This window comes from Cytobacillus sp. BC1816 (assembly GCF_051353635.1).
Lineage (GTDB): Bacteria > Bacillota > Bacilli > Bacillales > Cytobacillaceae > Cytobacillus > Cytobacillus oceanisediminis_C.
The window spans coordinates 1,355,145-1,377,605 of the sequence record NZ_CP195611.1 but is presented as its reverse complement, the minus strand read 5'-3'; the positions used below and the strand labels follow the sequence as shown (position 1 = coordinate 1,377,605).

Annotated in this window: 20 protein-coding genes; 9 read left to right on the top strand and 11 right to left on the bottom strand. The window is 40.7% G+C overall.

Annotated features, from left to right (window positions below; genetic code table 11):
- Positions 1 to 70: 70 nt before the first annotated feature.
- The 4 genes from ACR42H_RS07295 to ACR42H_RS07280 form a co-directional block, all read right to left on the bottom strand.
- Positions 71 to 1,609 carry an alpha-amylase family glycosyl hydrolase gene (locus tag ACR42H_RS07295; RefSeq protein ID WP_436375307.1) on the bottom strand — a complete coding sequence of 513 codons (1,539 nt, stop codon included), beginning with the start codon at positions 1,607 to 1,609 and terminating at the stop codon, positions 71 to 73.
- An 89-nt stretch (positions 1,610 to 1,698) separates the two neighbouring features.
- Positions 1,699 to 2,541 (bottom strand): sugar ABC transporter permease, encoded by an 843-nt coding sequence (locus tag ACR42H_RS07290; RefSeq protein ID WP_113883381.1) that lies wholly within the window; start codon positions 2,539 to 2,541, stop codon positions 1,699 to 1,701.
- Positions 2,542 to 2,543: 2 nt separating this feature from the next.
- A complete protein-coding gene (locus ACR42H_RS07285; protein WP_436375305.1) occupies positions 2,544 to 3,827 on the bottom strand; it encodes a carbohydrate ABC transporter permease in 1,284 nt (427 codons plus the stop codon).
- A gap of 293 nt (positions 3,828 to 4,120) precedes the next feature.
- Entirely contained in the window at positions 4,121 to 5,413 is a 1,293-nt protein-coding gene (locus ACR42H_RS07280) for an extracellular solute-binding protein (RefSeq protein WP_436375303.1), read from the bottom strand.
- A 314-nt stretch (positions 5,414 to 5,727) separates the two neighbouring features.
- Here ACR42H_RS07280 and ACR42H_RS07275 point away from each other — a divergent pair, with 314 nt between their 5' ends.
- Together ACR42H_RS07275 and ACR42H_RS07270 are read left to right on the top strand one after the other, a co-directional pair.
- A complete protein-coding gene (locus tag ACR42H_RS07275) occupies positions 5,728 to 7,497 on the top strand; it encodes an alpha-glycosidase (RefSeq protein ID WP_113883384.1) in 1,770 nt (589 codons plus the stop codon).
- 123 nt (positions 7,498 to 7,620) lie between these two features.
- Positions 7,621 to 8,970, top strand: coding sequence for an MATE family efflux transporter (locus ACR42H_RS07270; RefSeq protein ID WP_113883385.1), 1,350 nt, complete (start codon positions 7,621 to 7,623; stop codon positions 8,968 to 8,970).
- 165 nt (positions 8,971 to 9,135) lie between these two features.
- Here the strand turns inward: ACR42H_RS07270 and asnB are convergent, their stop codons facing one another.
- A complete protein-coding gene (gene asnB / locus ACR42H_RS07265) occupies positions 9,136 to 10,983 on the bottom strand; it encodes an asparagine synthase (glutamine-hydrolyzing) (protein ID WP_436375300.1) in 1,848 nt (615 codons plus the stop codon).
- A gap of 156 nt (positions 10,984 to 11,139) precedes the next feature.
- Between asnB and ACR42H_RS07260 the strand changes: the two genes are divergently transcribed.
- Positions 11,140 to 11,703, top strand: a complete 564-nt coding sequence (locus ACR42H_RS07260) for a DUF2777 domain-containing protein (protein ID WP_113883387.1) — start codon at positions 11,140 to 11,142, stop codon at positions 11,701 to 11,703.
- Positions 11,704 to 12,241: 538 nt separating this feature from the next.
- Here ACR42H_RS07260 and ACR42H_RS07255 read toward each other — a convergent pair.
- From ACR42H_RS07255 to ACR42H_RS07235, 5 genes are all read right to left on the bottom strand, one after another.
- Positions 12,242 to 15,157 (bottom strand): EAL domain-containing protein, encoded by a 2,916-nt coding sequence (locus ACR42H_RS07255; protein WP_436375298.1) that lies wholly within the window; start codon positions 15,155 to 15,157, stop codon positions 12,242 to 12,244.
- Between the two features lie 201 nt (positions 15,158 to 15,358).
- Positions 15,359 to 15,715 (bottom strand): YisL family protein, encoded by a 357-nt coding sequence (locus ACR42H_RS07250; protein WP_113883389.1) that lies wholly within the window; start codon positions 15,713 to 15,715, stop codon positions 15,359 to 15,361.
- A 195-nt stretch (positions 15,716 to 15,910) separates the two neighbouring features.
- Positions 15,911 to 16,819 carry a fumarylacetoacetate hydrolase family protein gene (locus tag ACR42H_RS07245; RefSeq protein ID WP_113883390.1) on the bottom strand — a complete coding sequence of 303 codons (909 nt, stop codon included), beginning with the start codon at positions 16,817 to 16,819 and terminating at the stop codon, positions 15,911 to 15,913.
- Between the two features lie 84 nt (positions 16,820 to 16,903).
- Positions 16,904 to 18,091: a DUF418 domain-containing protein gene (locus tag ACR42H_RS07240; RefSeq protein WP_436375296.1), complete on the bottom strand. Its 1,188-nt coding sequence runs from the start codon at positions 18,089 to 18,091 to the stop codon at positions 16,904 to 16,906.
- Positions 18,092 to 18,296: 205 nt separating this feature from the next.
- Positions 18,297 to 19,889 (bottom strand): long-chain-fatty-acid--CoA ligase, encoded by a 1,593-nt coding sequence (locus ACR42H_RS07235; RefSeq protein ID WP_436375294.1) that lies wholly within the window; start codon positions 19,887 to 19,889, stop codon positions 18,297 to 18,299.
- Positions 19,890 to 20,096: 207 nt separating this feature from the next.
- Here ACR42H_RS07235 and ACR42H_RS07230 point away from each other — a divergent pair, with 207 nt between their 5' ends.
- From ACR42H_RS07230 to ACR42H_RS07205, 6 genes are read left to right on the top strand one after another with little or no spacing between them, the layout of a single operon-like run.
- Positions 20,097 to 20,318 (top strand): spore germination protein, encoded by a 222-nt coding sequence (locus ACR42H_RS07230; protein WP_009331280.1) that lies wholly within the window; start codon positions 20,097 to 20,099, stop codon positions 20,316 to 20,318.
- 13 nt (positions 20,319 to 20,331) lie between these two features.
- The gene (locus tag ACR42H_RS07225) at positions 20,332 to 20,571 is read left to right on the top strand and encodes a spore germination protein GerPB (RefSeq protein WP_113883559.1); all 240 of its coding nucleotides are present in this window, start codon (positions 20,332 to 20,334) and stop codon (positions 20,569 to 20,571) included.
- A 30-nt stretch (positions 20,572 to 20,601) separates the two neighbouring features.
- Positions 20,602 to 21,210, top strand: a complete 609-nt coding sequence (gerPC, locus tag ACR42H_RS07220; RefSeq protein WP_113883393.1) for a spore germination protein GerPC — start codon at positions 20,602 to 20,604, stop codon at positions 21,208 to 21,210.
- On the top strand, positions 21,207 to 21,383 hold the full coding sequence (locus tag ACR42H_RS07215) for a germination protein GerPD (RefSeq protein WP_009331284.1): 177 nt from the start codon (positions 21,207 to 21,209) through the stop codon (positions 21,381 to 21,383). Before gerPC ends, ACR42H_RS07215 begins: the two co-directional genes overlap by 4 nt.
- Positions 21,384 to 21,389: 6 nt before the next feature.
- The gene (locus ACR42H_RS07210) at positions 21,390 to 21,770 is read left to right on the top strand and encodes a spore germination protein GerPE (RefSeq protein WP_113883394.1); all 381 of its coding nucleotides are present in this window, start codon (positions 21,390 to 21,392) and stop codon (positions 21,768 to 21,770) included.
- A 42-nt stretch (positions 21,771 to 21,812) separates the two neighbouring features.
- Positions 21,813 to 22,031: a spore germination protein gene (locus ACR42H_RS07205; RefSeq protein ID WP_009331287.1), complete on the top strand. Its 219-nt coding sequence runs from the start codon at positions 21,813 to 21,815 to the stop codon at positions 22,029 to 22,031.
- Between the two features lie 31 nt (positions 22,032 to 22,062).
- On the opposite strand, the gene ACR42H_RS07200 is transcribed toward ACR42H_RS07205, so the two are convergent.
- Complete coding sequence (locus ACR42H_RS07200; protein WP_436375290.1) at positions 22,063 to 22,374, bottom strand: HNH endonuclease; 312 nt, start codon at positions 22,372 to 22,374, stop codon at positions 22,063 to 22,065.
- Positions 22,375 to 22,461: the final 87 nt, after the last annotated feature.

Below are 22,461 nucleotides of genomic sequence, written 5' to 3'. Positions count from 1 at the left end.
AGGTTTGATTTTCTTTCCTTTTTTAAACAGTTAACAGGAATAGGAAGAAGGGGCGGCTCTAATGCCAAAATTACTCGGATTTCTTCTTTTTTGACCGCTTCCATAAAAGATAGATAAAAATCATAAAGGCTGAATAAACTGCTGCGAGAGCTGCAATCAGCGGAATATTCAATCCCGATTTTTCTGCCAGAACATATATTTCAGCCTCTTCACGGTCAATGATCATCTCATATTTTCCGTCTTTACCTCGGATGAGATCATCAGCAATCATGCCGCGAAGCTCTTTTCCTTCTTCTAATTGTGAGGAATCCAGCACAGCTTTCTGTGACTTTGTTGAATTATTGATCGCAATAACCGTTGTTTCATCTTCGTAAGTCCGTTTATAAACGGCAAAACCGTCCCTTTCCTCCAGCAGTTCCATGTCTCCCCTTGTTAAAGATGGCAGCGATTGCCTCACTTCCCCAAGTTTTGAGATATAATCAATCAGTTCTTTATCTGTACGGAAATCCATTTGTCTGCGGTTGTCAGGGTCCTCTCCGCCATCCATAGCTATTTCGCTTCCATAATAGACAATCGGAATCCCAGGTGTGGTATACATGTATGTTAAGGCTAGTTTCCACCTTGGTCCCGGATGATGATTTTTTGTGATAGCATCCCGGGTGAACCTGACAGTATCATGATTATCCATGAAGCTTCCCATTAGATAGGGATTTTCATAAAATGCCTTATTTCGGTCCCAGTTTGTAAAAAGCCAGCTTAACGACTTGTCAGGCTCTGCAAAGGCAGTTCTTAAATGATCATTTAAAGGATAATCAACAAAGCCGTCTATCCCTGTTTTTTCATATTCAGCAATATATTTTGGGTCATCCGACCAAACTTCCCCCAGCAAATAAAAGTCTTCTTTGACTGACTTTACATTTTTGGTGAATTCGGTCCAGAATGATTTTGGAACATGCTTTACAGTATCAAGACGATATCCATCAATATCCGTTTCTTCGATCCACCACTTTGCTGCATCAATTAAATAGTTTTGTACCTCAGGGTTTTCCTGCTTTAAATCAGGGAGACCATAAATCCAGCCATTTTCAATCTCCGCTTGATTCGTCCAGTTCATGACATCTTGTTTTTCATGGAACCAATCCTTTTTCCCGGGGTCATTAACCCATTCGTGATTGGAGCCCACATGGTTTACTACGAAGTCCAAAATCACTTTCATATCTCTTTTGTGGGCTTCCTGGACTAACTTCTTGAATTCATCCATTGTGCCAAAGTGCTCTTCCGTGTTATAAAAATCTTTAATCCAGTAACCGTGATAGCCCTTCTCTTCATTATCGAAAACGGGAGTCAGCCAAATTGCTGTAAAACCCATATCTTTAATATAATCCAGGCGTTCTGTAATCCCCTTAAAATCTCCGCCATGATATGCTTTTGAGTCCTGAACATCGACTTTAAAGTCATTATTTGGATCTCCATTGCTAAATCGGTCAACCATTAAGAAATAAAATGTTTCATCTTGCCATTTACGCTCTTCTTTTTCAGTTGCTCCTGCCGGCAGGGCATAAAAAAGAAGAAACGGGATTAAGATGAAGGTTATGATTCCTTTTTTCATCGCCGCTCCTCCTTCATTTTTCAAGCCGCTGAGAGACTGCAATCCAGATCGCAGGCTGCAGCGGCCAGTAAAGTTTCAGCCCTTTAAGATTAGCCTTTTGTTCCCCCTGCCGTCAAACCAGATACAAAGTATTTTTGGAACATAAGGAACAGTGCAGCAATCGGAATGGCAATTAACACAGAGCCAGCAGCAAACTTTGTAAATTCATTTCCAAATTGCTTTGCAACCATTTCATACAATCCTACAGCCATTGTGAACTTTTCATCTGTTCTTAATAAAATTCTGGCAAGGATAAAATCTCCAAAAGGAGCAATGAATGAAAATAACGCAACTACCGCAACAATTGGCTTTGCGAGCGGCATAACAATTTGCCAGAAGACACGCAGATGGCTCGCACCATCCATTTTCGCAGATTCATCAAGTTCTTTTGGAATCGTATCGAGATAGCCCTTCATCAGCCAAGTATTCATTGGAATCTGCCCGCCGACATACACAAGGATCAATCCAAGATGTGTATCAATTAAACCTGTTCTTGTCGCTAATACAAATATGGCAATCAGTGCTGCAAAGTTGGGTATCATTTGCAGTATCAGGAAAGTTAATAACCCATTTTTTCTTCCGATAAAGCGGTAACGGGAAAATGAGTACGCAGTGAAGGATACTGTTATAACCGTTAAAATCATTGTCAATGTACTTATTTTCAAAGAATTCCAGTACCATTTAACATAATTGGACTTATCTGAATCAAAAAGATATTTGTAATGATCTAATGTGGGGTTTTCAGGAAACATTGTGGATCCCGACAAACTTTGGCCTGGATTTAAGGAAGAACCCACTACCCACAAAAGCGGATAAATCACAATAAAGCTCATAAAGGCAATAATTACATATGAAAAAGTCAGCCGGATTATTTTATTTTTCTTCATGCTCATAACTACATCAAATCCTCTTCTTGGAATGATTTTGTTCTTCTAAACTGCCATAGGGCTACCGTGATGACGATTAATGACAGAATCATGGTTACCGCTGCTGCTTTGCCATATTGGGCAGAAGTCATTGTCAGTTTATAAATCCAGGATATAAGAATATCCGAACCGCCGGCATTTTGGCCCGGAATGGCCGGTCCCCCGCCATTGAACAAGAAGATAACATTAAAGTTGTTGAAGTTGAATGTATACTGAGTAATGATAATGGGTGCCGTTGCAAAAAGAACCAGCGGCAGGGTGATTTTTGTGAATTTCTGCAGGATCGTTGCACCATCCACTGTTGCAGCTTCATAAAGCTCATCCGGAATGGACTGCAGAACACCTGTTGTCATGGCAAAAATGAACGGGAATCCAAGCCATGACTGAATGAAAATTAATGCTAAACGTGTCCAGTTTTCCTCTGTCATCCATGGAACGGGACCGATGCCTATTGCATCTAGAATCGTTTTATTAATCACACCAAATGTCTCATTGAACATCCCTGAGAAAATCAGGATTGATATAAAGGCAGGAACTGCCCAAGGGAGAATGAGGATTGTTCGAATAATCGCTTTCCCCTTAAGATCCTTCTGGTTAACGAGAATTGCGAGGAAAATACCCAGAGCTACCTGCAAAGTGGTAGCTACAAAAGTCCAGACTATTGTCCAGCCCATTACGCCAAAGAAGGTTTTTCTCCATAAATCCAGCTTGAAGATATCGATAAAATTCTGGATGCCAACCCAATCTACCAGTTTGGCAGGCGGAGAATGATATAGATCATAATTTGTAAATGCAAGAAGAACTACGAATAAGATTGGAAAAATAACTACGAAAACTAAGAGAAAAAATCCCGGAGATATCATTAAATAAGGGAAACCATTATCAAGGAGATTGTGGTACTGTTCTCTGACACTGTTTAATTTCAGCCCCAAGTCACGCTTTTTTCCATTATTATATGCGTCATAAATATTGAAAGCATATATGATAAGTCCCAATGCTGTTACAATCAGTGCGATAATTCCATCGATCAGGAGAAAAATCGAGTGATCCAGAACTGGAATTTCCCCCAGTGTAATAAGTCCCCAGAATCCCCAATTTAGTGTGTCATAGAATGCTGCAAAGAACGAAACCGTAAGAATTAAGAATATGGCACCTTTTACGAACTGTTTATTATAAAACTGTCCAAATCCAGGCAGGATGGATAATAGAGCAGCATTTCTTCCATGTTTGGATGTCATTTTTTTTGTGTCCATATGGCTGTGGCCTCCCCTTTCTTTATAGGAGAAAGTATTTTCTATCATTATAATTCATTTCCAAAATAATAGCGGCTGTTTTTTGTGCAAACGGTTGCTTTAAAGAGGAACAGGAAAGCGGCTTCTGCCGCTTCTATTTAAAGATACGAATGTATTAAATATGAAGTTAGATAACTTCCTAGCTCCTGGCTCATGGGGTCTAAGCCAAAGCGGGCGCCTTCTGCTTTTTTTGTCATTATATAAAAATGAGGGGCAATACCTCCTGGGAGGTACCGCCCTTTATCTGTCAAGATTTACTTGGCAGGGTGATTTGTTTCGATATTTGTCTTAATCGTTTTTACTGCATCGTCAAGTGCTGCCTTTGGCTCCGCTTTTCCTGTTGCAATTGTTTGAAGTGCAGAGGCCATTGGTCCCCAAACTTCAGCCATTTCAGGAATGTTTGGCATTGGAACAGCATATTGAGATTGCTCTGCAACTGCTTTTGCAGCTTCATTGTCTGCAATTACAGGATCTTCAATAAGAGATTTTACAGGAGGGATTTCCTGAGTTGTTTCGAAACGGATTTTTGAGTTTTCTTCATTTGTAATATGCTCAACGAATTTTGTTGCCCAATAAGGGTTTTTAGTGAATGCCGTTACATGCCAGCCTTTAACACCCATGAATGTTTTAACAGGCTCTCCGTTAGGAAGCTTTGGCATAACAGAAACTCCAACATCAATTCCTGCATCCTTCATGCCTTGAAGTGCCCATGGACCATTCATAACAGAAGCAGCTTTTCCTTCATTGAATAGGCCATCCATTGCTGCTCCGCCGCTTTCCCCGATGATTCCTTTAGGGAATAAGCCTTCACTGTACCACTTTTGAATGAACTCAGCACCTTCAACAGCGCCTTCGTTGTTTAAACCTACATCTTCACGGTCTAATGCACCGTCATTTTCCTTGAAAACATATCCGCCCATGCCAGCAATAGGTCCGTGCGCGAAATAGAAGTTATCGAATAGAGCCAGGAATCCGTACTGTCCGCCAGTCGTCAATTCTTTAGCTTGAGTATAAAGCTCATCCATTGTTTCAGGAGCTTTTTCCATTAATGCTTTATTATAGATGAAAACTGGTGTTTCAGTTGCTTTAGGAAGACCATATAGCTTTCCATCAAACATCTGAGCAGTGATGGATGATTCTGTGAAAGTATCAAGAACGCTGTCTTCTACCTGGATTTCCTGAAGAAGACCTTCAGTTACAACCTGGCCAATTTGGTCATGAGGAAGTGTAACAACGTCAGGTGCATTACCTGCAGGTCCATCAAGCCTTAATTGATCACGGATCTTATCTGCCATGCCCAACTCTTTAAACTCAACTTTAATTCCATACTCTTTTTCAAAAGACTCAATGGCAGGCTTTAAAGCAATGCCTTTATCTGTGTCTTCCCAAACTACTAATTTTTCCGGTTTTGGCTCTTCAGCCTGGTTTTCGCCTGTGCCGTTATCTTTATCTGTTTTTTCCGGCTGTGCCTCACGCTGAGGACCGCAAGCTGCCAGCATTCCGATCACTAATACCAGCATCATAAAGAAAGATAGTGACTTTTTCATGATATTGCCCCCTTTAATATCTGTTGAGAAATACAAAAAGTACAACCGTTTGCACAAAAGTGTAAACGCCTTATTCTATTTCTAAAAAATTGAGCGTTCACTTAAACTATTAACCAATGAAACCGCTTAATGAAAACGATTGCACAATTTCTAATTTTTATTATACAAGGTTTTTGGGCTTTTACAACTACTTTTTTCTAAATATTTTTAAGCGAAAATTAATTTTAAAAGATTGATGCTCATTTCTCTTCTATATTTTCATTTCTTTTATATGATATAATGCAAGCGATTGCACTTTTGAAAGGGGAATTTCAATGGAAAAGGCAGCTATCATACATTATCCTGCTGATCATTATGTTTATCCTACCAGCAAGAAAACCTTACATATTAGACTGCAAACAAAGAAAGATGATGTTTCTGAAGTCACTTTAATACACGGTGACCAATATCTTTGGGCAGATGGAAAATGGCAGTATGAAAAAACGGATATGAAGAAATCCGGATCTGATGGCATTCATGATTATTGGCATGTATATATGGACCCGCCATATAGAAGATCCAGATATGGCTTCCAATTAAAATCTGGTGAAGAAGAATTAATTTTGACTGAAAAAGGTTTTTACGAGGAGACTCCTTCTGATTCAGGTTATTATTTCAACTTTCCCTATCTTCATCCTGAAGAGGTATTTAAAGCTCCTTCCTGGGTGAAGGATACAGTCTGGTATCAGATTTTCCCAGAAAGATTTGCTAACGGGAATCGCGGCAATGACCCCAAAGGAGTTCTTCCCTGGGGCAGTGAACAGCCTTCTAAGGATAACTTTTTTGGCGGTGATTTTGAAGGTGTCATTGAACATCTGAGTTATCTTCAGGAGCTTGGCATTACCGGCATCTATTTCACGCCTGTTTTTAAGGCATTTTCCAACCATAAATATGATACAATAGATTATCTGGAAATTGACCCCCAGTTCGGTTCAAAGGATACATTAAAAAGACTGGTTGAAGAATGCCATAAGCGGAATATTAGAGTGATGCTCGATGCAGTTTTCAACCATAGCGGATACTATTTTCCACCTTTTCAGGATGTGCTTGAGAAGGGAGAAAAATCACAATATAAGGATTGGTTCCATCCGCATAGTTTCCCGCTTAAAGGCGGGGAGTACCCTAATTATGAGACCTTTGCTTTTGTTGAACAGATGCCAAAGCTGAATACAAATAATCCCGAGGTAAAGAATTATTTGCTCAAAGTGGCCAGCTACTGGATTGAAGAATTTGATATCGACGGCTGGCGGCTTGATGTGGCCAATGAAGTCGACCATCAGTTCTGGCGTGAATTTAGACAGACTGTTAAACGAATTAAACCAGATCTCTATATTTTAGGGGAAATCTGGCACAATTCTATGCCTTGGCTGCGCGGAGACCAGTTCGATGCTGTCATGAATTATCCTTTTACCACGAACTTGCTTAATTTAATTGCAAAAAAATCCATTACCGGGACTGAATTTGCCAATAATATGACCGCTGAAATCCACAGCTATCCGTCTAATGTCTACGAAGCTGCATTCAACTTGGTCGGAAGCCATGATACACCCAGGATTTTAACGGAATGTGAAGAGGATAAAGGCAGGGTAAAACTTATTTATACACTTTTATTTACCTTTATGGGTTCACCATGTATATATTATGGGGATGAAATAGGGCTCAGCGGTGAAATGGATCCCGGCTGCAGAAAATGCATGGAATGGGATGAGGAAAAACAGGATCGTGATTTGCATTCTCATATTCAAAGGCTTATTAAGCTGCGGAAAGAAGAAAAGCTGCTGGCAAATGAAGGCCATTTTGAATTTATCCAAACAGATTCTAATATAGTTGCCTACCGCAAATACGATGATTTTAAAACAATCATTGTGCTCGCCAATCCTGAGGATGAAAGTGTGGAAGTTACTTTACCTTATCCGCTTAAGGGCGTAAAGATTACGAATATGCTTACAGACGAAGAATTTGCAGCAGAAGCGGAGAACCTTAAAGTTCAGCTTGATGGATTTGGGTTTGAAATTCTGTCCTTCTCCTCCATCTTCAATAAATAGGAAACCTGATTGAAATAAGGAAAGTTCTTAAGGGCAATACCTTAAGGCTTTTCTTTTTTCGTTTTTAATTGTCACCGGCCCCTCCTATTTACATGAATCTTATTACAAACAGGGAGATTAACCATGACTAAGAACCAGAAAAACTTAACATTATTTGCATTAACCTGGCCGATCTTTATAGAAATATTGCTTCACATGCTTATGGGGAATGCTGACACGCTTATGCTCTCGCAATATTCGGATGAATCCGTGGCTGCAGTTGGTGTGTCAAATCAGATCCTTTCGCTCGTGATCGTCATGTTTGGATTTGTTGCAACTGGGACGTCCATCCTTATTGCTCAAAATTTAGGCGCAAAAAATAAGAAGACAGCTTCTGAAATTTCAATTGTCTCCTTAGGGGCAAACCTTGTATTTGGGATCATCTTAAGCATCCTTCTATTCGTATCAGGCAAACCGCTGCTCCGGACGATGGATTTGCCGGAGGAACTTTTAAGCCAGGCAAACGCCTACTTGGTCATCGTTGGCGGCTTTTCTTTTGTCCAGGCATTAATTATGACAATTGGAGCCATCATCAGAAGTTATGGGTTTACCAGAGATGTTATGTACATTACCATCGGGATGAACATCTTAAATGTTATAGGCAATTACTTATTCATTTTTGGCCCATTCGGTTTCCCTGTACTGGGTGTAGAAGGAGTGGCGATATCCACTGTCATCAGCAGATTGATCGGATTTGCTGCTGCAGTCGCTGTCCTGCTTAGAAGAACAGAAAAAGCGCTTCCGTTCCGCTTACTTTTCCGCTTTCCAAAGAAACATATCAAAAATCTTTTAAGAATCGGTATCCCTTCAGCAGGTGAACATTTATCCTATAATGGGTCACAGATGGTCATTACCATTTTCATCGCTGCTCTGGGTACGGAGGCTCTGACTGCAAAAGTTTATGCACAGAATATTATGATGTTCATTTTCCTTTTCAGTGTCGCCATCAGCCAGGGCACTCAAATCTTGATAGGCCATATGGTAGGTGGAAAGGATTACGAGGCAGCCTATAAAAGGTGCATGAAAAGTCTGCGCCTTGCCATCATGATTTCGTTCGGAACAGCCGTTATTTTCTCCTTGTTCTCAGAAGAATTGATGGGCATATTCACTTCTAATCCAGACATCATAAAGGTTGGCAGTATTCTCATTCTTCTGACTATACTTCTGGAGCCCGGCAGGTCGTTTAATTTGGTCGTCATTAACTCCCTCCGTGCAGCCGGAGATGTAAAATTCCCCGTTTATATGGGGATCCTGTCCATGTGGGGCGTAAGCGTCACCCTTTCCTATGTCCTTGGAATTCATTTTGGACTGGGACTTGCCGGCATTTGGATCGCTTTTATAGCCGATGAATGGCTTAGAGGATTGCTCATGTTATGGCGCTGGAGATCCAGAGTCTGGGTTAACAAGTCGTTTGTGTCTTCAAAAGCAGTCTAAATAAGAAAAGCAGAAGCTCCTCCCTCGCTGAGGAATGCAGAACGCCGCGTCCTCCCAAAAGCTACAAGCTTTCGGTCGTGCGATGTATCGCTGCCGCAGCTTTCCTTGTCGCAGAGTCTGCATGGCTCCCATAATGAAAGCGGCAGTTAGACTGCCGCTGTTTTTTCATTCAGCAATATTTATATTATAGTCTTTAAACCAAATATGAATCTGTGCAAGGTGAGCTAATAGCTGAGGCCCAGTCATGAGCTGCCCAAACCATGGTTCCTTGAAAGAGTCACCGCCCGATTCAATAATATTCTTCATCTGGCTGTAATCAAAGAATTCATACAGAGCGGATGACCGGTCTTCCAGGTATCCAGTTAGCATCTTTTGGACTGCACCCGTATATTCCGGATTATGCGTTTTGGGGTACGGACTTTTCTTTCTGTATAATACCTCCTTCGGCAGTATGCCTTCGAGTGCTTTGCGCAGAATTCCTTTTTCGCGGTTCCCATGCATTTTGATCTCCCACGGAATATTCCATACATATTCCACCAATCGATGATCGGCAAAAGGCACCCGGACTTCAAGACTCGCCCCCATACTCATTCTGTCTTTACGGTCTAACAGGGTCGTCATAAAATAAATCATATTAATATAAAAAAGTTCTCTCCTGCTCGCGTCTTCCCTGCTCTCCCCATCTAAGGCAGGTGTTTCAGAGATTGCCTGAAGGTATTTTTCCATGGCATAGTCATGGATATTTAATTTCTTCCTCCAATCTTGTTTCAATAGCCCCTGTCTGGCTTCGAGCGACCTCATCCATGGGAAGCCCTTACGCTTTAAGTCTTCCTCTCTGTGGAACCATGGATAGCCGCCAAATATTTCATCCGCGCATTCACCTGATAAGCTTACAACAAAATCCTTTTTTATTTCCCTGCAAAACCATAGCAGGGAGGAATCGACATCAGCCATGCCCGGAAGATCCCTTACATGCACTGATTCGATTAAATCCTCTGCCAGCTGCTGCTGAGTGATTATACAGCTGTTATGTCTCGTATTAAAGGACTGGGACATCTTTTGGATAAATGCTCCATCCGAATTGGGCTGAAACTCATTTGCCTTGAAAAACTCCTCATTTCCCTCATAATCTATCGAATAAGTATTCAACTGGCCCTTTCCATCTCTTTCGTAAGCTTTTGCCGCAATAGCTGTAATCGCACTCGAATCCACACCGCCGGAAAGAAACGTGCATAACGGAACATCCGAGACCAGCTGCCTTGTTACAGCATCCGTAAATAATTCTCTCACTCGTTCAGCAGTTTCCTCTATATTATCCTCATGATGCGCACTTTTCACATTCCAATAACGCCAAACCTTCAGTCCATTTTTCGAAAAGGTCAGCGCATGTGCAGGCCTTAATTCATCAATACCTCTGAAAACTCCTGCCCCTGGAGATCTTGATGGCCCCAGTCCAAAAACTTCTGCCAGACCTTCCCTGCCGATTTCAGCTTTAACATCAGGATGGGCCAAAATAGCTTTCAATTCAGATCCGAATATAATGCCCTGCTTCGTTTCTCTATAAAATAAAGGTTTTACCCCTAAACGGTCCCTGCCTATAAATAATTGTTCTTTCTTTTCATCCCATACAGCGAAGGCATAGATGCCATTCAAAAATTGAAGGCAATTTTCTCCCCATTCTATATAAGAAGTCAGCAAAACCTCAGTGTCAGAATGGCCATCAAACGAATATCCTTTTATAAGGAGTTCTTTACGGAGATCCTCCGTATTATAAAGCTCTCCATTATAGCAAATAGTATAGCGGTTTTGATGTTTTTCCCTAGTCATTGGCTGTTTTCCGCCTGCTGGGTCTACAACAATTAACCTTTTATGGCCGAATCCAGCATGCACATCTGTCCATATGTTTGTTTCATCTGGACCCCGCTTTGCCAGCGTATCCACCATTTTGCCAATTGCTGCCGTTTCTTTTCTCAAATCCTTTTGGAAATCAATCCAGCCGGTAATTCCACACACTTTACATCATCCTCTCAAAGCGGAATCGCATGGGCACATTTTTCATGATGCTATTGTATGCACAGCCTAGAAAAAAGTTATTTGTCCACAACAAGCGGTTATAAAAATCGCCAAAACTGTCTAAAAAGAAGTTGAGGAAGTTAATGGAGGTTTTATATGAATAGACAGCAGCGAACAAAGCTTATTGAATATCAATCCCGTGCTTTTACAGAAGGCACTGTAGAGTATATTAATGAACAATGGGTTTTTTTCGACCATGAAACAGATGAAGCATCATTATTGGATGAATTCCTCCATCAGGAAATGGAAGTATTTCATTTTAAACGGTGGAAGAAAGGCATTTTATTCGAGGATGGCAAAGTGACCTTTGATGATGAAATATTCCACTTAAAGAATCAGGACTCGATCCGCATCCGAAAACATCTGGTTTTCTCCCTTGAGAGATTACTGGAGGAAATGAATGATGATGCCTTTTACCAGTTCGTAGCTACTTTAAATTCCATGCAATTTTCAGTTTATGACTGTATTTATTGCTATAATCAGCTGGCATTTTTCAATGATAAAGACAGAAAAAGCGGTGTGAATTTTATCGTTTTTGATAATCAGGATCATATTTGCAATGTGCAGCACCATTTTTGCTATTATGAAAAAATGAGTGACCGGTTTGAATTTACCTTAAACAGCGGAAAAAGGATGGTTATTGAAAAAATTTCTTCATAAAAATAGCGGAAGCTCCTTGACCACGAAGTAATGCAGACTAAGAACGCCACGTCCTGTGGCAACGTCTGCATTACCCCCACCCTGGGGGCATCAAGCACAAGAAGAGCCTCTCAGAAAGGCGTTCTTTCACTTTTGGGGAGGCTTGCCCGAAATGTGGAGGTGGCTACCCAGGGACGACAGGCATAAGACGGTTCCTGTAAGAAGGCGTTCTTCCTTCTAAAAGGAAACGGCTTGTGACCTCGAGGGGATAGGCGCTGGAGCTAGACAATTATCTACGTTCAAAATCTTATCCTTTTTTGTAAAAAAAACAGCAGCCTGCCTTTAATGGCAGTGCTGCTGTTTCTTTTTGCTAACTGTGCATTTGGGCATATTTAGATAAAGTGAAATTTCAATCAATGGGGCGATCTCCCCATTGATTATTAATTGATGCCCATAGGATGTGGCGTACTTAGTCTTTGTTCTTTTTTCGGGCTTTTACGGCCAGTTTGACACGCACTTATCCTTTTTTGATTCCTCCGAGAACTGAAGGTGGAGGCTCTTACTGCCCGTTAAACTGTGATAACCCTTCCTCAAACTCACTGGTCATAAGCGGCTTATGAATATAGAAGCCTTGTGCATAATGGCATTTTAATTCCTTTAACAGCTCAATCTGCTCCTTTGTTTCCACACCTTCTGCCACGACTTTAACGGCAAGCCCGTGTCCCATGGTGATGATGGCTTTTACAATGGCAACATCGGATGTGTTTAATCGCAGATTATTAATAAACGACCGATCGATCTTTAATGTGTTGATTGGAAGGTCCTTTAAATAACTTAGGGAAGAATAACCTGTGCCAAAATCATCAATTGATACTTTGACTCCTATTTCCTGCAGCGACTGCATGACTTGTATACTGTACTCAACATTTCTCAGCATCGTGCTCTCCGTCAGCTCCAATGTTAAATATTTCGGCTCCATACCGGAAAGTTCCAATGCCATCTTCACTTCTTTAAGAAATCCTGGCTGCTGGAATTGATAGGCGGATACATTCACAGAGATGGAAAGTGATTTGTAGCCAAGCATTTGCCACCGTTTATTCTGCTTACAAGCCGACCTCAATACCCAGCCGCCGATATCCTTAATGAGACCTGTCTCTTCTGCAAGAGGAATAAAATCACCGGGTGAAACAAGGCCAAGTTTTGGATGATTCCAGCGTATCAGGGCTTCGCTTCCGTATAAATTGCCTGTTTCGAGATCAATTAATGGCTGATAGCATAGATAAAATTCATTTTTCTGCAAAGCTTTTCTTAAGTAGCTTTCAAGCTCAAGTCTGACCATTGCCTGCTGATTCATTTCCATCGAGAAAAAGGTAACCCTGTTTCCTCCTTGCTGCTTGGAACGATTCGTAGCAATATCCGCATTTTTCAGCAGCAAATGCTCATCGGACCCATCATCTGGATGCAGGCTCGCACCAATGCTGGCAGTGACAATGAACTCCTGATTCGACTGAGATATAGGATGGGATATTTCCTCTAATATCTTTTTGGAGATATTCATAACCTTCTCGATAGTTGCTTCCCTTGATAATACCAAAGTAAACTTATCACCGCTGAATCTTCCCAAATAAGAACCCGACGGCAAAACCCTTTCTATTCTTTCGGAAATTTCCTTTAACACCATATCCCCAGCAAAGTGCCCCAGACTGTCATTTATGATTTTAAAGCGGTCGATATCAATAGAGAGAACGGCAATTTTCTTCTGTTTTTTTCTGGCTCTCTTTAATTCCATTTCCAATTGTTCTGTAAACTTCATTCTATTTGGCAGCCCGGTATCCCGGTCAAAAAAAGCCAGTTCTGTTATCTTCTCTTGAATCTTTTTCTGTTCTGTAATATTTCTGCCAATTCCATAAATACCTACACATTCCCCATTAACAGTAATTGGAATATTTTTCAGCTGAAAAAGATTAGTTTCGCCAGATTTTGTATTGATATAAACGTTATAATATTGCTCTTTCCCTCTTAACGCCCGGTAAAAATGCATTCTGACCCTTTGCACATCCGCATCACGCACATATGAAAGGGCAGTTTTTCCGATTATTTCATCCCGTCTGAACCCAAAAGTTTTCTCGAATGCAGGGTTAATACTTGTGAAATTCCCCTTCAAATCGGTTGAGTAAACAAAATCTGCATTATTATCAAACAGTGATTTATAATATTGTTCAGACATTTTCAAACTGCTGTTTAATGCATTAATATCATCCTGAGAAGCATGCATTAAATGAGTCAATGAAGTAATCGTTTTAAATTGGGCCGTCTTTTCATAAGAATATAATTTTGGCCGATTCTTTTTTGATTCAGCAATATTTTCTGATAGAGCAAGATATGTAAGAGAATGTCCGACCATCTGCGGAACTCCGCCTTTTCGGAAAGAAAATTCCCCGTAAGAAAAGAACCCGCTCGCCGGGGCAATCCCCTGGAACATTTCCAGTTCTTTTTCCGTAAAATCTCTAGCAAACTGTTTTCGAGCCATACAATTGTATATAAATATGCTTTCAGGAGCTAGCTTGTCAAGCTCTTCTAATTCCTGTAAAGACCGTTCAATGATGTCTTCCAGATTTGCATAAGCAAACGTGAGTGTGTCTCCTTCTTCAACCTTCCTGTTTACTTTAATAGCACCATTTCCGAGTGGTTTTATAATAAAAACAGAAACTTTTTCCCCGCGGTACTTTAGCAGGAAAGGGAATTCAGTACCTGATTCCGGCAAATCCTTAATAAAAGCCTCACCCAAATAATGCTTTAGAATATTTAAGGGCTTCTTATGATCTAAGGAATAGATGATAGATCCTTCGGCCTTTGTAACAGTAAAGCTTTTTCCAATCTCCTGCCACTGATAATTTGCAAACGAACGGACTGAAAGATGGCCGCTTTGAAGGGCAACTGCTGCAAGCCCATCGCTGGTGATTCCATCCTGAGAAAAAGCAAAGCCCTCCTGAAATAAACCATTATCTCCCGCAAGGCCCCCTGAGATTACTACATCCGGATGGATTTCATTAATCCCCTCCAGCAAGGCAGTGGAATCTACATCATATCCAGCAGGGAAAATAATTACAGCATCTGTATTGAAGATAGCAAGTTCCCGTGCTAAGGTCTTGCCCATTTCATAACTATTCTTAAAATCAGTCCTATTGAACAGGAAAGATTTTAATTCTGTTTTTTCAAAGACAGTAAAGCAGATCACTGTTTGTTTTTCCGTAATCCGGCCTTCATAAATTTCACCAGAAGTCGAACAGCCTGCTATTTGTGCAAATGGAAGCTTGTCTGCCAGTTCTTTTTGAAGCTTCACGATATTTAGACTTTCAGGGTTTCCTGTAAAAACCTGCACTAGTAAATTAGGATATTCATCTAATTCGTTTAAGTCTATAAATCTATTCAGCTGGCTAGTATTCTTATATAAACATGAAATCGTCTTTGCCATAAAAACCCACCATCACAGTAAGATCATTAGAATAATGCCAGTTACCCGCTAAAGGAACGCCCTTTATACAGCTGAAACTCCCATTTCTAATTTTTATTATAAAGTTAGTTATATTTTTAAATTACCATATTTAATGAAGTCATGATATGACAAAATTAGAAAAAGCTGCCTTTTTGGCAGCTTCTCAAAAAATATCCTTATTTACGTCATAAATGTTAATGGCAATTTAACAAAGCCTAAATATAAAACCAGAATTAAAGCAACAACAAACTGTCCCCATAAAACAGATGTCTTTTTCCCTTTAACAGTGCGGATAATAATCATTTCAAACATAGCTATTACCCAAATGCCTACCAGGGACTTCAGCACATAAAGAAGGTCGATGCTGTTAAGGCTGCTTAAAATCCAAACCCCAGTTCCAATAATCAGCAAATAGAACAGTCTCAAGATCATGTGAACGACTTTTAAACCTTTTTGCTTGCCGCTTTTATGCATCATAAGCGCAATAATAAATAAAACTAGTGCCAAAAACCAAGTTGTTATATGGGCATGTATCATTCCAGTGCCTCCTATTGTAAAATTCGATACCATCATACCATATTGGCATAGAAAAACCTAAAATTATGGTGCTGCAAAGATCATTTAAGGACAACTTTGTGAACTATTTAAGGCAATATGTGATATTTCTCATTGACACTCTTAAGATATAAATTAATACGTAATGGCCTGTGATTTTGTACACAGGCCACCTTTTTATTTTTCTATAAAATTTGTTAGAGTTCCTATTTTTTCAATTGTAATTTCCACTTTATCTCCCGGGTGAAGAAAGCGTGGAGGCTTAAAGCCTTTGCCTACACCTGCAGGAGTTCCAGTAGCAATAATATCTCCTGGTTCAAGGGTCATGCCTTTTGACAGGACCGAGATGATTTCTTCGATTGGAAAGATAAAGTTTTCAGTATTTGAACTTTGTCTCAATTCTCCGTTTACCTTTGTTTGAATATCAAGCTGATTCGGGTTTTCAACAGCAGTTGAATGGACGATCCAAGGACCCATCGGGCATGTGGCATCCAGGCTTTTACCGATAAAAAATTGCTTATGGCGTGCCTGCAGATCCCTTGCTGTCACATCATTAATAATCGTATAGCCAAAGATGTGTTCGAATGCTTCTTCTTTTGGGATAGCCCGTCCTTTTTTTCCGATTACAACGGCAAGCTCTCCTTCATAATCCAGCTCTGCTGTAACATTATGATGATTTAATACCGTTTCATTATGGCCAATTACCGTTGTTGGAGATTTTGTAAAGACCATTATGTGCTCAGGAATGTCTTCTTTGCTTCCCATCTCAATTGCATGCTCGGCATAATTCTTGCCTACACAAAAGATATTCTTATCGGGACGGGGAATCGGGGCTTCCAATGCGACAGAAGCGAGCGGCCGAAAGAGTTCTTCCCTGCCAGGATTGCTGCTTAGCCAGTCTTTTAAACTATGTACCTTCTCAATGAACTTATCTCCTAAGGCAATACATTCCTTCAAAGTCGCTGGCAAATCACTTTTGCCTTCCATTTTTTCTAAAGCTGCATTTAGCGGAACAACCTTTGTGCCGGTGTCGTCCAATAAACCTGCCACACTTCCGCTGCTATCCTTAAAAGTAACAAACTTCAATCCCATCACCTCATTTTATTATTCACTTTTTTAGTATAATATAAATTTTCAAATTTTTGGACTATTTATAAATGAATCCAAATATTAACCCTTTCTCTTCCAATTAGGGATTTTCAAATAGGTGAAGCTCCTCCAGAGCCATTCAACCGGTCCATAATAATAGCGGGCAGTCCAGAAGCGGCTGATTATAACCTGAAAAGCGAAAATGAAAATAACCAGAAGAGTCCCCCAAAAAGCAGATACCTTTCCATAGAAACCTAATCCATAACTATAAAATATAAAAGTCGAGATAATGGACTGGAAAAGATAATTTGAGAGCGAAAGTTTCCCAACATATGAGAGCGGCAGCAGGAATCCAGGTCCCTGGCCATTTTTTATCATTACTGCTATTCCTAAACCATAAGCAATAGCAAGCAGCGGACCTCCAAATATATCCTGCACGTAATCCAGTCCCAGATTGCTTTCCAACAAGTAAGGCAGCAATTTGAACAATACCCCTGCAGCCAAAGAGACCAGCATAATTTTCGTGAAGAATGCCCTGTTTTTTTCCGGTTCTTCCAGCCATTTCAGCTTGGCAGCTCCTCCCCCTATTAAAAATAAAGGAAAGATAGAGGCAATCATGATAGGTAGTGAAGCAAGATTATTAACTCCTGACCAGTCCTCTGCCCGCTGTGCGGTAACCTCAGTAAAGCTTCCATTTTGATAGGCCTGTAAAGAAGCTAATGCAGCTGCAGGGTCATAGATTGATAGCTCATCAGCAGGAACAAACAGAACTGTAGCAAATAACAAAAGGGCAAATATCAGATTGGGAATGATGTAAAGCAATATTCCGGTTAAAAGCATATTTCTTCCGGACATTTTTACAAACAGTAAAAACATAAAGCCAAAGATTGCATAATTAATTAGAATATCCCCATGCCATATGAGAAAAGCGTGAATGATGCCTATCAGCAGCAGAAGGGAAAATCTCCTTGCAGCCATTCCTCCAAATCCAAGGCCTTTCGCCAATGCACTCTCCCTAAGAATGACTAATCCATAACCGAACAGCATGGAAAACAATGGGTAAAAGCTGGCCTGCACAAAGATATCAATAAAGACATAAGCGGCTTTATCTGCCGGACTGTCCCACCATTCTAAAGGATCAATATATAGATATGGCGAATGGAAAGAAAGCATATTAACTAGAAAAATCCCGAGGATGGCAAATCCCCTCATAATATCAAGCGAAATGATCCGATCCTTCTCCAGGACCGGACTGACTTGCCTGTCCATAAAACGCCTCCTTCTTTTTGAAAGAAAATCTAACCTTAATGATAGAGAGCAGGTTTCTAATTGTCCAGAAAAGAAATGCGGAAGCGCATTGCTCACGAAGGAACGCAGGCTAAGGGGGCAGGCTGCTTATGCTAGACAGATATCAGCATTCCAACTTTCTCTTTGTAAAAAAGGACCCAGCAAATGCTGAAGTCCCGGCTTTCAGTTAATTAACAAAACGGCCTGTTTTCCCTTTCAACTCCCAGTAATCATTCCGAAGATGGATTTTTTGAATTTTCCCCGAAGCTGTTTTCGGCAGCTCTTCTACAAAAGTCACTCCTGTTACAGCTTTAAAGTGGGCAAGTTTCTGCCTGGTAAAACTGATAATTTCCTCTTCAGTCAGTGTTTTCCCATTTCGCAGAACGACGAACGCGTGTGGCGTTTCCCCCCACTTTTCATGAGGTACAGCTATAACGGCTGCTTCCAGTATGGCAGGTTGCTCGTATAAAGCCCCTTCAATTTCGATTGATGATATGTTTTCACCGCCGCTGATTATGATATCCTTTTTACGGTCTACGATATCGATATTGCCGTATTCATCTACATTCGCCATATCACCGGTATGAAGCCATCCGCCTCGAATAGCTTCCATTGTTGCCTCTTCATTTTTCCAATAGCCCTTCATCACTCCGTTGCTGCGGACAACGACTTCACCGATTTCCATGCCATTATGGGCTACTTCTTCGCCCTGTTCATTAATTACCCTGACTTCACAGCCTATCATCTGGTGGCCTGCCTTTGCTTTCATCCGATACTGCTGGGCAAGGGGCAGTTCTTTAAGATGAGACCGAATCGTCGAAACAGTGCTTAATGGAGATGATTCAGTCATTCCATATACCTGTATGAACTCCCACCCAAGCTCCTTTTCTACTCTTGTTACAAAAGCTGGCGGCGGGGCGGAGCCAGCTATAACAACTCTGACATCTTGTTCAACAGCCGGAACAAATTGTTCATAATGCTGCATCAGCGAATTCAGGACTGTAGGAGCCATATGCATGACGGATACTTTATGTTTTTGCAGTTCATCAAAAATCTTTTCCGGAGTCGCTTTTCTTATACACACCTGAGAAGCGCCATTTGCCGTGTAATAAAAAGGAGAGCCCCATCCATTCACATGGAACATCGGAAGGACATGAAGCAATACATCCTGATCGCTTACCCTCAAATGATGCATAGTTGACAATGCATGCAGGTAATTGCTGCGATGGGTCAGCATGACACCTTTTGGATTGCCTGTTGTACCGCTGGTATATAGAAGGCTGCACACATCATTTTCATCGAGGACTTCCCTCTGATATGGACTGCTGTCCTGGCTGCTGAGCCATGAATCATAATCGGTTTCTATTGTTTTTTCCTCTTTATAATGAACGATGATCTTTTCAACCGTCTTAAGCTGATCCTTCACAGGAAGTATAAGATGGTAAAGGTCCTGGTCGACAAATAGAATTTTGGATTCACTGTGGTTTAATATAAACAGATAATCTTCCGGCTTAAGCCGTATATTTAAAGGGACCATGATTCCACCCAGCTGAAAAATACCATAAAACCCCTCCAGCATTTCGACGGAATTTGGTGCAAGATAAGCTACCCTGTCCCCTTTTTCAATCCCTGAAGCTTTTAATCCATGGGAGAGCTGATTAACTCTCGTGTTCAATTCCTCATATGTAAAAACTCGATCATCTGCAAAAATGGCTTTTTTAGAACCGTAAAGAGACACAGCACGATCTAAAAACTGCGTTACTATTAATGGAACATTCATCTTATGGCCACCTCACTGAAAATTTAGTTAATTCTATATTTTTTATATTATCATAAAAATTATGACAGTTTCACCTGTATTTTGTCTGTTATATAACATTTGCAGACATTCTTATTAAAGTGTAATTCAGATATTTGGGCTAATTAATCACAATCAGCTATTAGGCACATACGATATACAAGAAATCATTTTAAAGGGTGTTTATGTATGCCAGCTATTGTCGGAGTCGCACAGGTCATATCAATCGGAAGCAGTTCTGTCTTCAATATTGGGGATGTTTATAAAATCATGCCTGTTTCTAACGCTAAGACCTTTTCAGGCGCTGGATCGTTTAACACTGGGGATGGCCTGAATGTTTACAATCACCGGAGCACAACAAACACTTATGATTGTGATGGCGTGGATCAGGGCAATTATTTCAATGCTTAAAACGGGTGATCATATGAATTTTTATATACAGCAATCCATTCATATTAATTTAATAAAGATCGGCGGGATTACAAACTCTTCCGTCATGCAGATTGGAAGTGCAGGCATTATAAAGCCGGCCTCTTATTTATATAACACTGGCGGCTTTACTGAGCCTGCACCTGAAGCGGAATTGCCAACGCCGGCGGGGCCAGCAGGGGGGAGTGTTTTCCTGGGGCCATCTGTACCCCTGACCAGGGAGCAGAAACGATAAGTTCATTTTTAATAAAGCGAGGTGGTGCGCTTGAACCAGCAATTAAATACCTATCTTCAGCAATTGCATGCTTTTGTGGAGGCACAGGAAAAACGAATACGCAGCCTGGAAGCAGCGGTCAGAAAACTTCAGGAAGAGAATGAAGTTCTGAAAAGCCGTCCTCCGATGCAGGTTGATCGGATTGAATATAAATTCGACCAGCTTAAGGTTGAGTCTCTTGAAGGCACTTTAAATATTGGCTTAAATCCTTCTGAGCTGCAAAATATTGAAGATTTTGCCGTAGATAACAAAAACATCAATGCACCTATTTCGCCTAAGAACCAAATGAAGAGAACGATGGAAATTGAAGATGCCATCTATCAATATTTAGAACGGGAACTTCCTGAAATTACTTCTTCTGTTCAGAAGAAGTTAAATGTCAGTGTGGATGATTCCTATATTGCGTTTATCAAAGAAGATATCAAAAAGCAGCTGCCTAACAGGATTGATTTCTATATTAAACAGCAGGCTTCAAATCGATCCGGGCAGGAAAATGATAACGCAGAGATTATTGAGCTTATAAAAAAGGAAATTCACAATGGAGTCCATGCCTTTATCTCGCATTTGCCAGAGAATATGAAAGGGATGAATAACGAATGAATTATCAGGTATATAACAGAGATTTGTGTGTTGGCAGCATAAGAGTGCTGGGGGTATCCAGCTCATCTGTTTTAATGGTGGGAGATACGCAAACGATCCAACTGGCTGCCACTTTTGATACACCCCCTGAATCGCTTCTGATAGGGCCATTTGTGCCTCTGACACCGGAGTAAACTGCTATGCTGCAAAGAACTTCATCCGTTGACAGAATTAATATTGACACCCTCTCCTTTTCTTCTGTATTTGAAATTGGGGACTCCTGTTTTATTAAAGGATTCTCCAGAGCAATTGCCGGTCAGCGTGAAGTGGAGTATTATAACGCGAAGGAAGGGAATTTTAATATCTATCCCGTTTTCAGGGAACCCATTCCTTTAATTCCTATTGAAGAAGATATAACTATACAGACTGCACAGCTCAATCCGATCATTAGGGTTCAGAATATTGATATTATCGGGGTTTCCTCCTCATCTGTCATTCATATCGGCAACAGTGGAAATATTTCAATGGAAGCCCGAATCAAGCATATCCGGCAGGTTTATCCCAAAAACAGCAATTCGTAATCAGAGCTTAAGGATGAAAATTTTTTATAAAGGATGTTTTACATGCCAGCTATAATCGGACCGGTACAAATCATTAACGTCGGCGGGGGAATTGTACAATTTGGAGACTCCCTTTATATTTCTCCAAAAAGCAATTCCAAATCAACGACCGGACAGGGTGCCGCAAATACGGGCGGCTTAGTCATTACAAACAATGGCCTGAGTGCCAGCAATGTACTGGATACCAGTCTGGTTGATCAGCCAAATGTCGGCAATAACTAATTTATTATCAGTAAGGACGATAGCTCATTTGTTATCGTCCTTTTGATTTCCTGTCATTGGACTTTTTGGCTTTCGTTAACTTTGTTGAAGGCTGCTTTTTGATCCATTTCAAATATTTTCGGATTTTATCATCCTGCTGCAATAACTCTATTGAATTTAGTCTTACAGCTAGCTCTGCATTCGTATATAAAGCATGAATCTGCTTATGACAGGGTATACATAATTTCGCGGTCGGCAGGAGGGTGCCTCCTATTTCTTTCGGGGTTAAATGATGGACTGTTATATTAGTATCCTCCCGCAGGCATAATTCGCAGGTTCCCGCCTCTGTTTGCTTTTTTCCCATTGCAAGCCTCCTTTATATTTAAATTACCCTTTATATTGGAGCGGCAGTAAATCGTATATTCTCCTTTTTGCGTGCGGCGATGTTCCG

Excerpts from the sequence above, each read along its gene's own strand:
- ACR42H_RS07275 (WP_113883384.1), top strand. The coding sequence starts at position 5,728 with ATGGAAAAGGCAGCTATCATACATTATCCTGCTGATCATTATGTTTAT.
- ACR42H_RS07270 (WP_113883385.1), top strand. The coding sequence starts at position 7,621 with ATGACTAAGAACCAGAAAAACTTAACATTATTTGCATTAACCTGGCCG.
- ACR42H_RS07250 (WP_113883389.1), bottom strand. The coding sequence starts at position 15,715 with ATGATACATGCCCATATAACAACTTGGTTTTTGGCACTAGTTTTATTT.
- ACR42H_RS07240 (WP_436375296.1), bottom strand. The coding sequence starts at position 18,091 with ATGGACAGGCAAGTCAGTCCGGTCCTGGAGAAGGATCGGATCATTTCG.
- ACR42H_RS07280 (WP_436375303.1), bottom strand. The coding sequence starts at position 5,413 with ATGAAAAAGTCACTATCTTTCTTTATGATGCTGGTATTAGTGATCGGA.
- ACR42H_RS07225 (WP_113883559.1), top strand. The coding sequence starts at position 20,332 with ATGAATTTTTATATACAGCAATCCATTCATATTAATTTAATAAAGATC.
- ACR42H_RS07205 (WP_009331287.1), top strand. The coding sequence starts at position 21,813 with ATGCCAGCTATAATCGGACCGGTACAAATCATTAACGTCGGCGGGGGA.
- ACR42H_RS07295 (WP_436375307.1), bottom strand. The coding sequence starts at position 1,609 with ATGAAAAAAGGAATCATAACCTTCATCTTAATCCCGTTTCTTCTTTTT.
- ACR42H_RS07230 (WP_009331280.1), top strand. The coding sequence starts at position 20,097 with ATGCCAGCTATTGTCGGAGTCGCACAGGTCATATCAATCGGAAGCAGT.
- ACR42H_RS07200 (WP_436375290.1), bottom strand. The coding sequence starts at position 22,374 with ATGGGAAAAAAGCAAACAGAGGCGGGAACCTGCGAATTATGCCTGCGG.
- ACR42H_RS07210 (WP_113883394.1), top strand. The coding sequence starts at position 21,390 with ATGCTGCAAAGAACTTCATCCGTTGACAGAATTAATATTGACACCCTC.
- ACR42H_RS07285 (WP_436375305.1), bottom strand. The coding sequence starts at position 3,827 with ATGGACACAAAAAAAATGACATCCAAACATGGAAGAAATGCTGCTCTA.
- ACR42H_RS07215 (WP_009331284.1), top strand. The coding sequence starts at position 21,207 with ATGAATTATCAGGTATATAACAGAGATTTGTGTGTTGGCAGCATAAGA.
- ACR42H_RS07290 (WP_113883381.1), bottom strand. The coding sequence starts at position 2,541 with ATGAGCATGAAGAAAAATAAAATAATCCGGCTGACTTTTTCATATGTA.
- ACR42H_RS07260 (WP_113883387.1), top strand. The coding sequence starts at position 11,140 with ATGAATAGACAGCAGCGAACAAAGCTTATTGAATATCAATCCCGTGCT.
- ACR42H_RS07255 (WP_436375298.1), bottom strand. The coding sequence starts at position 15,157 with ATGGCAAAGACGATTTCATGTTTATATAAGAATACTAGCCAGCTGAAT.
- ACR42H_RS07235 (WP_436375294.1), bottom strand. The coding sequence starts at position 19,889 with ATGAATGTTCCATTAATAGTAACGCAGTTTTTAGATCGTGCTGTGTCT.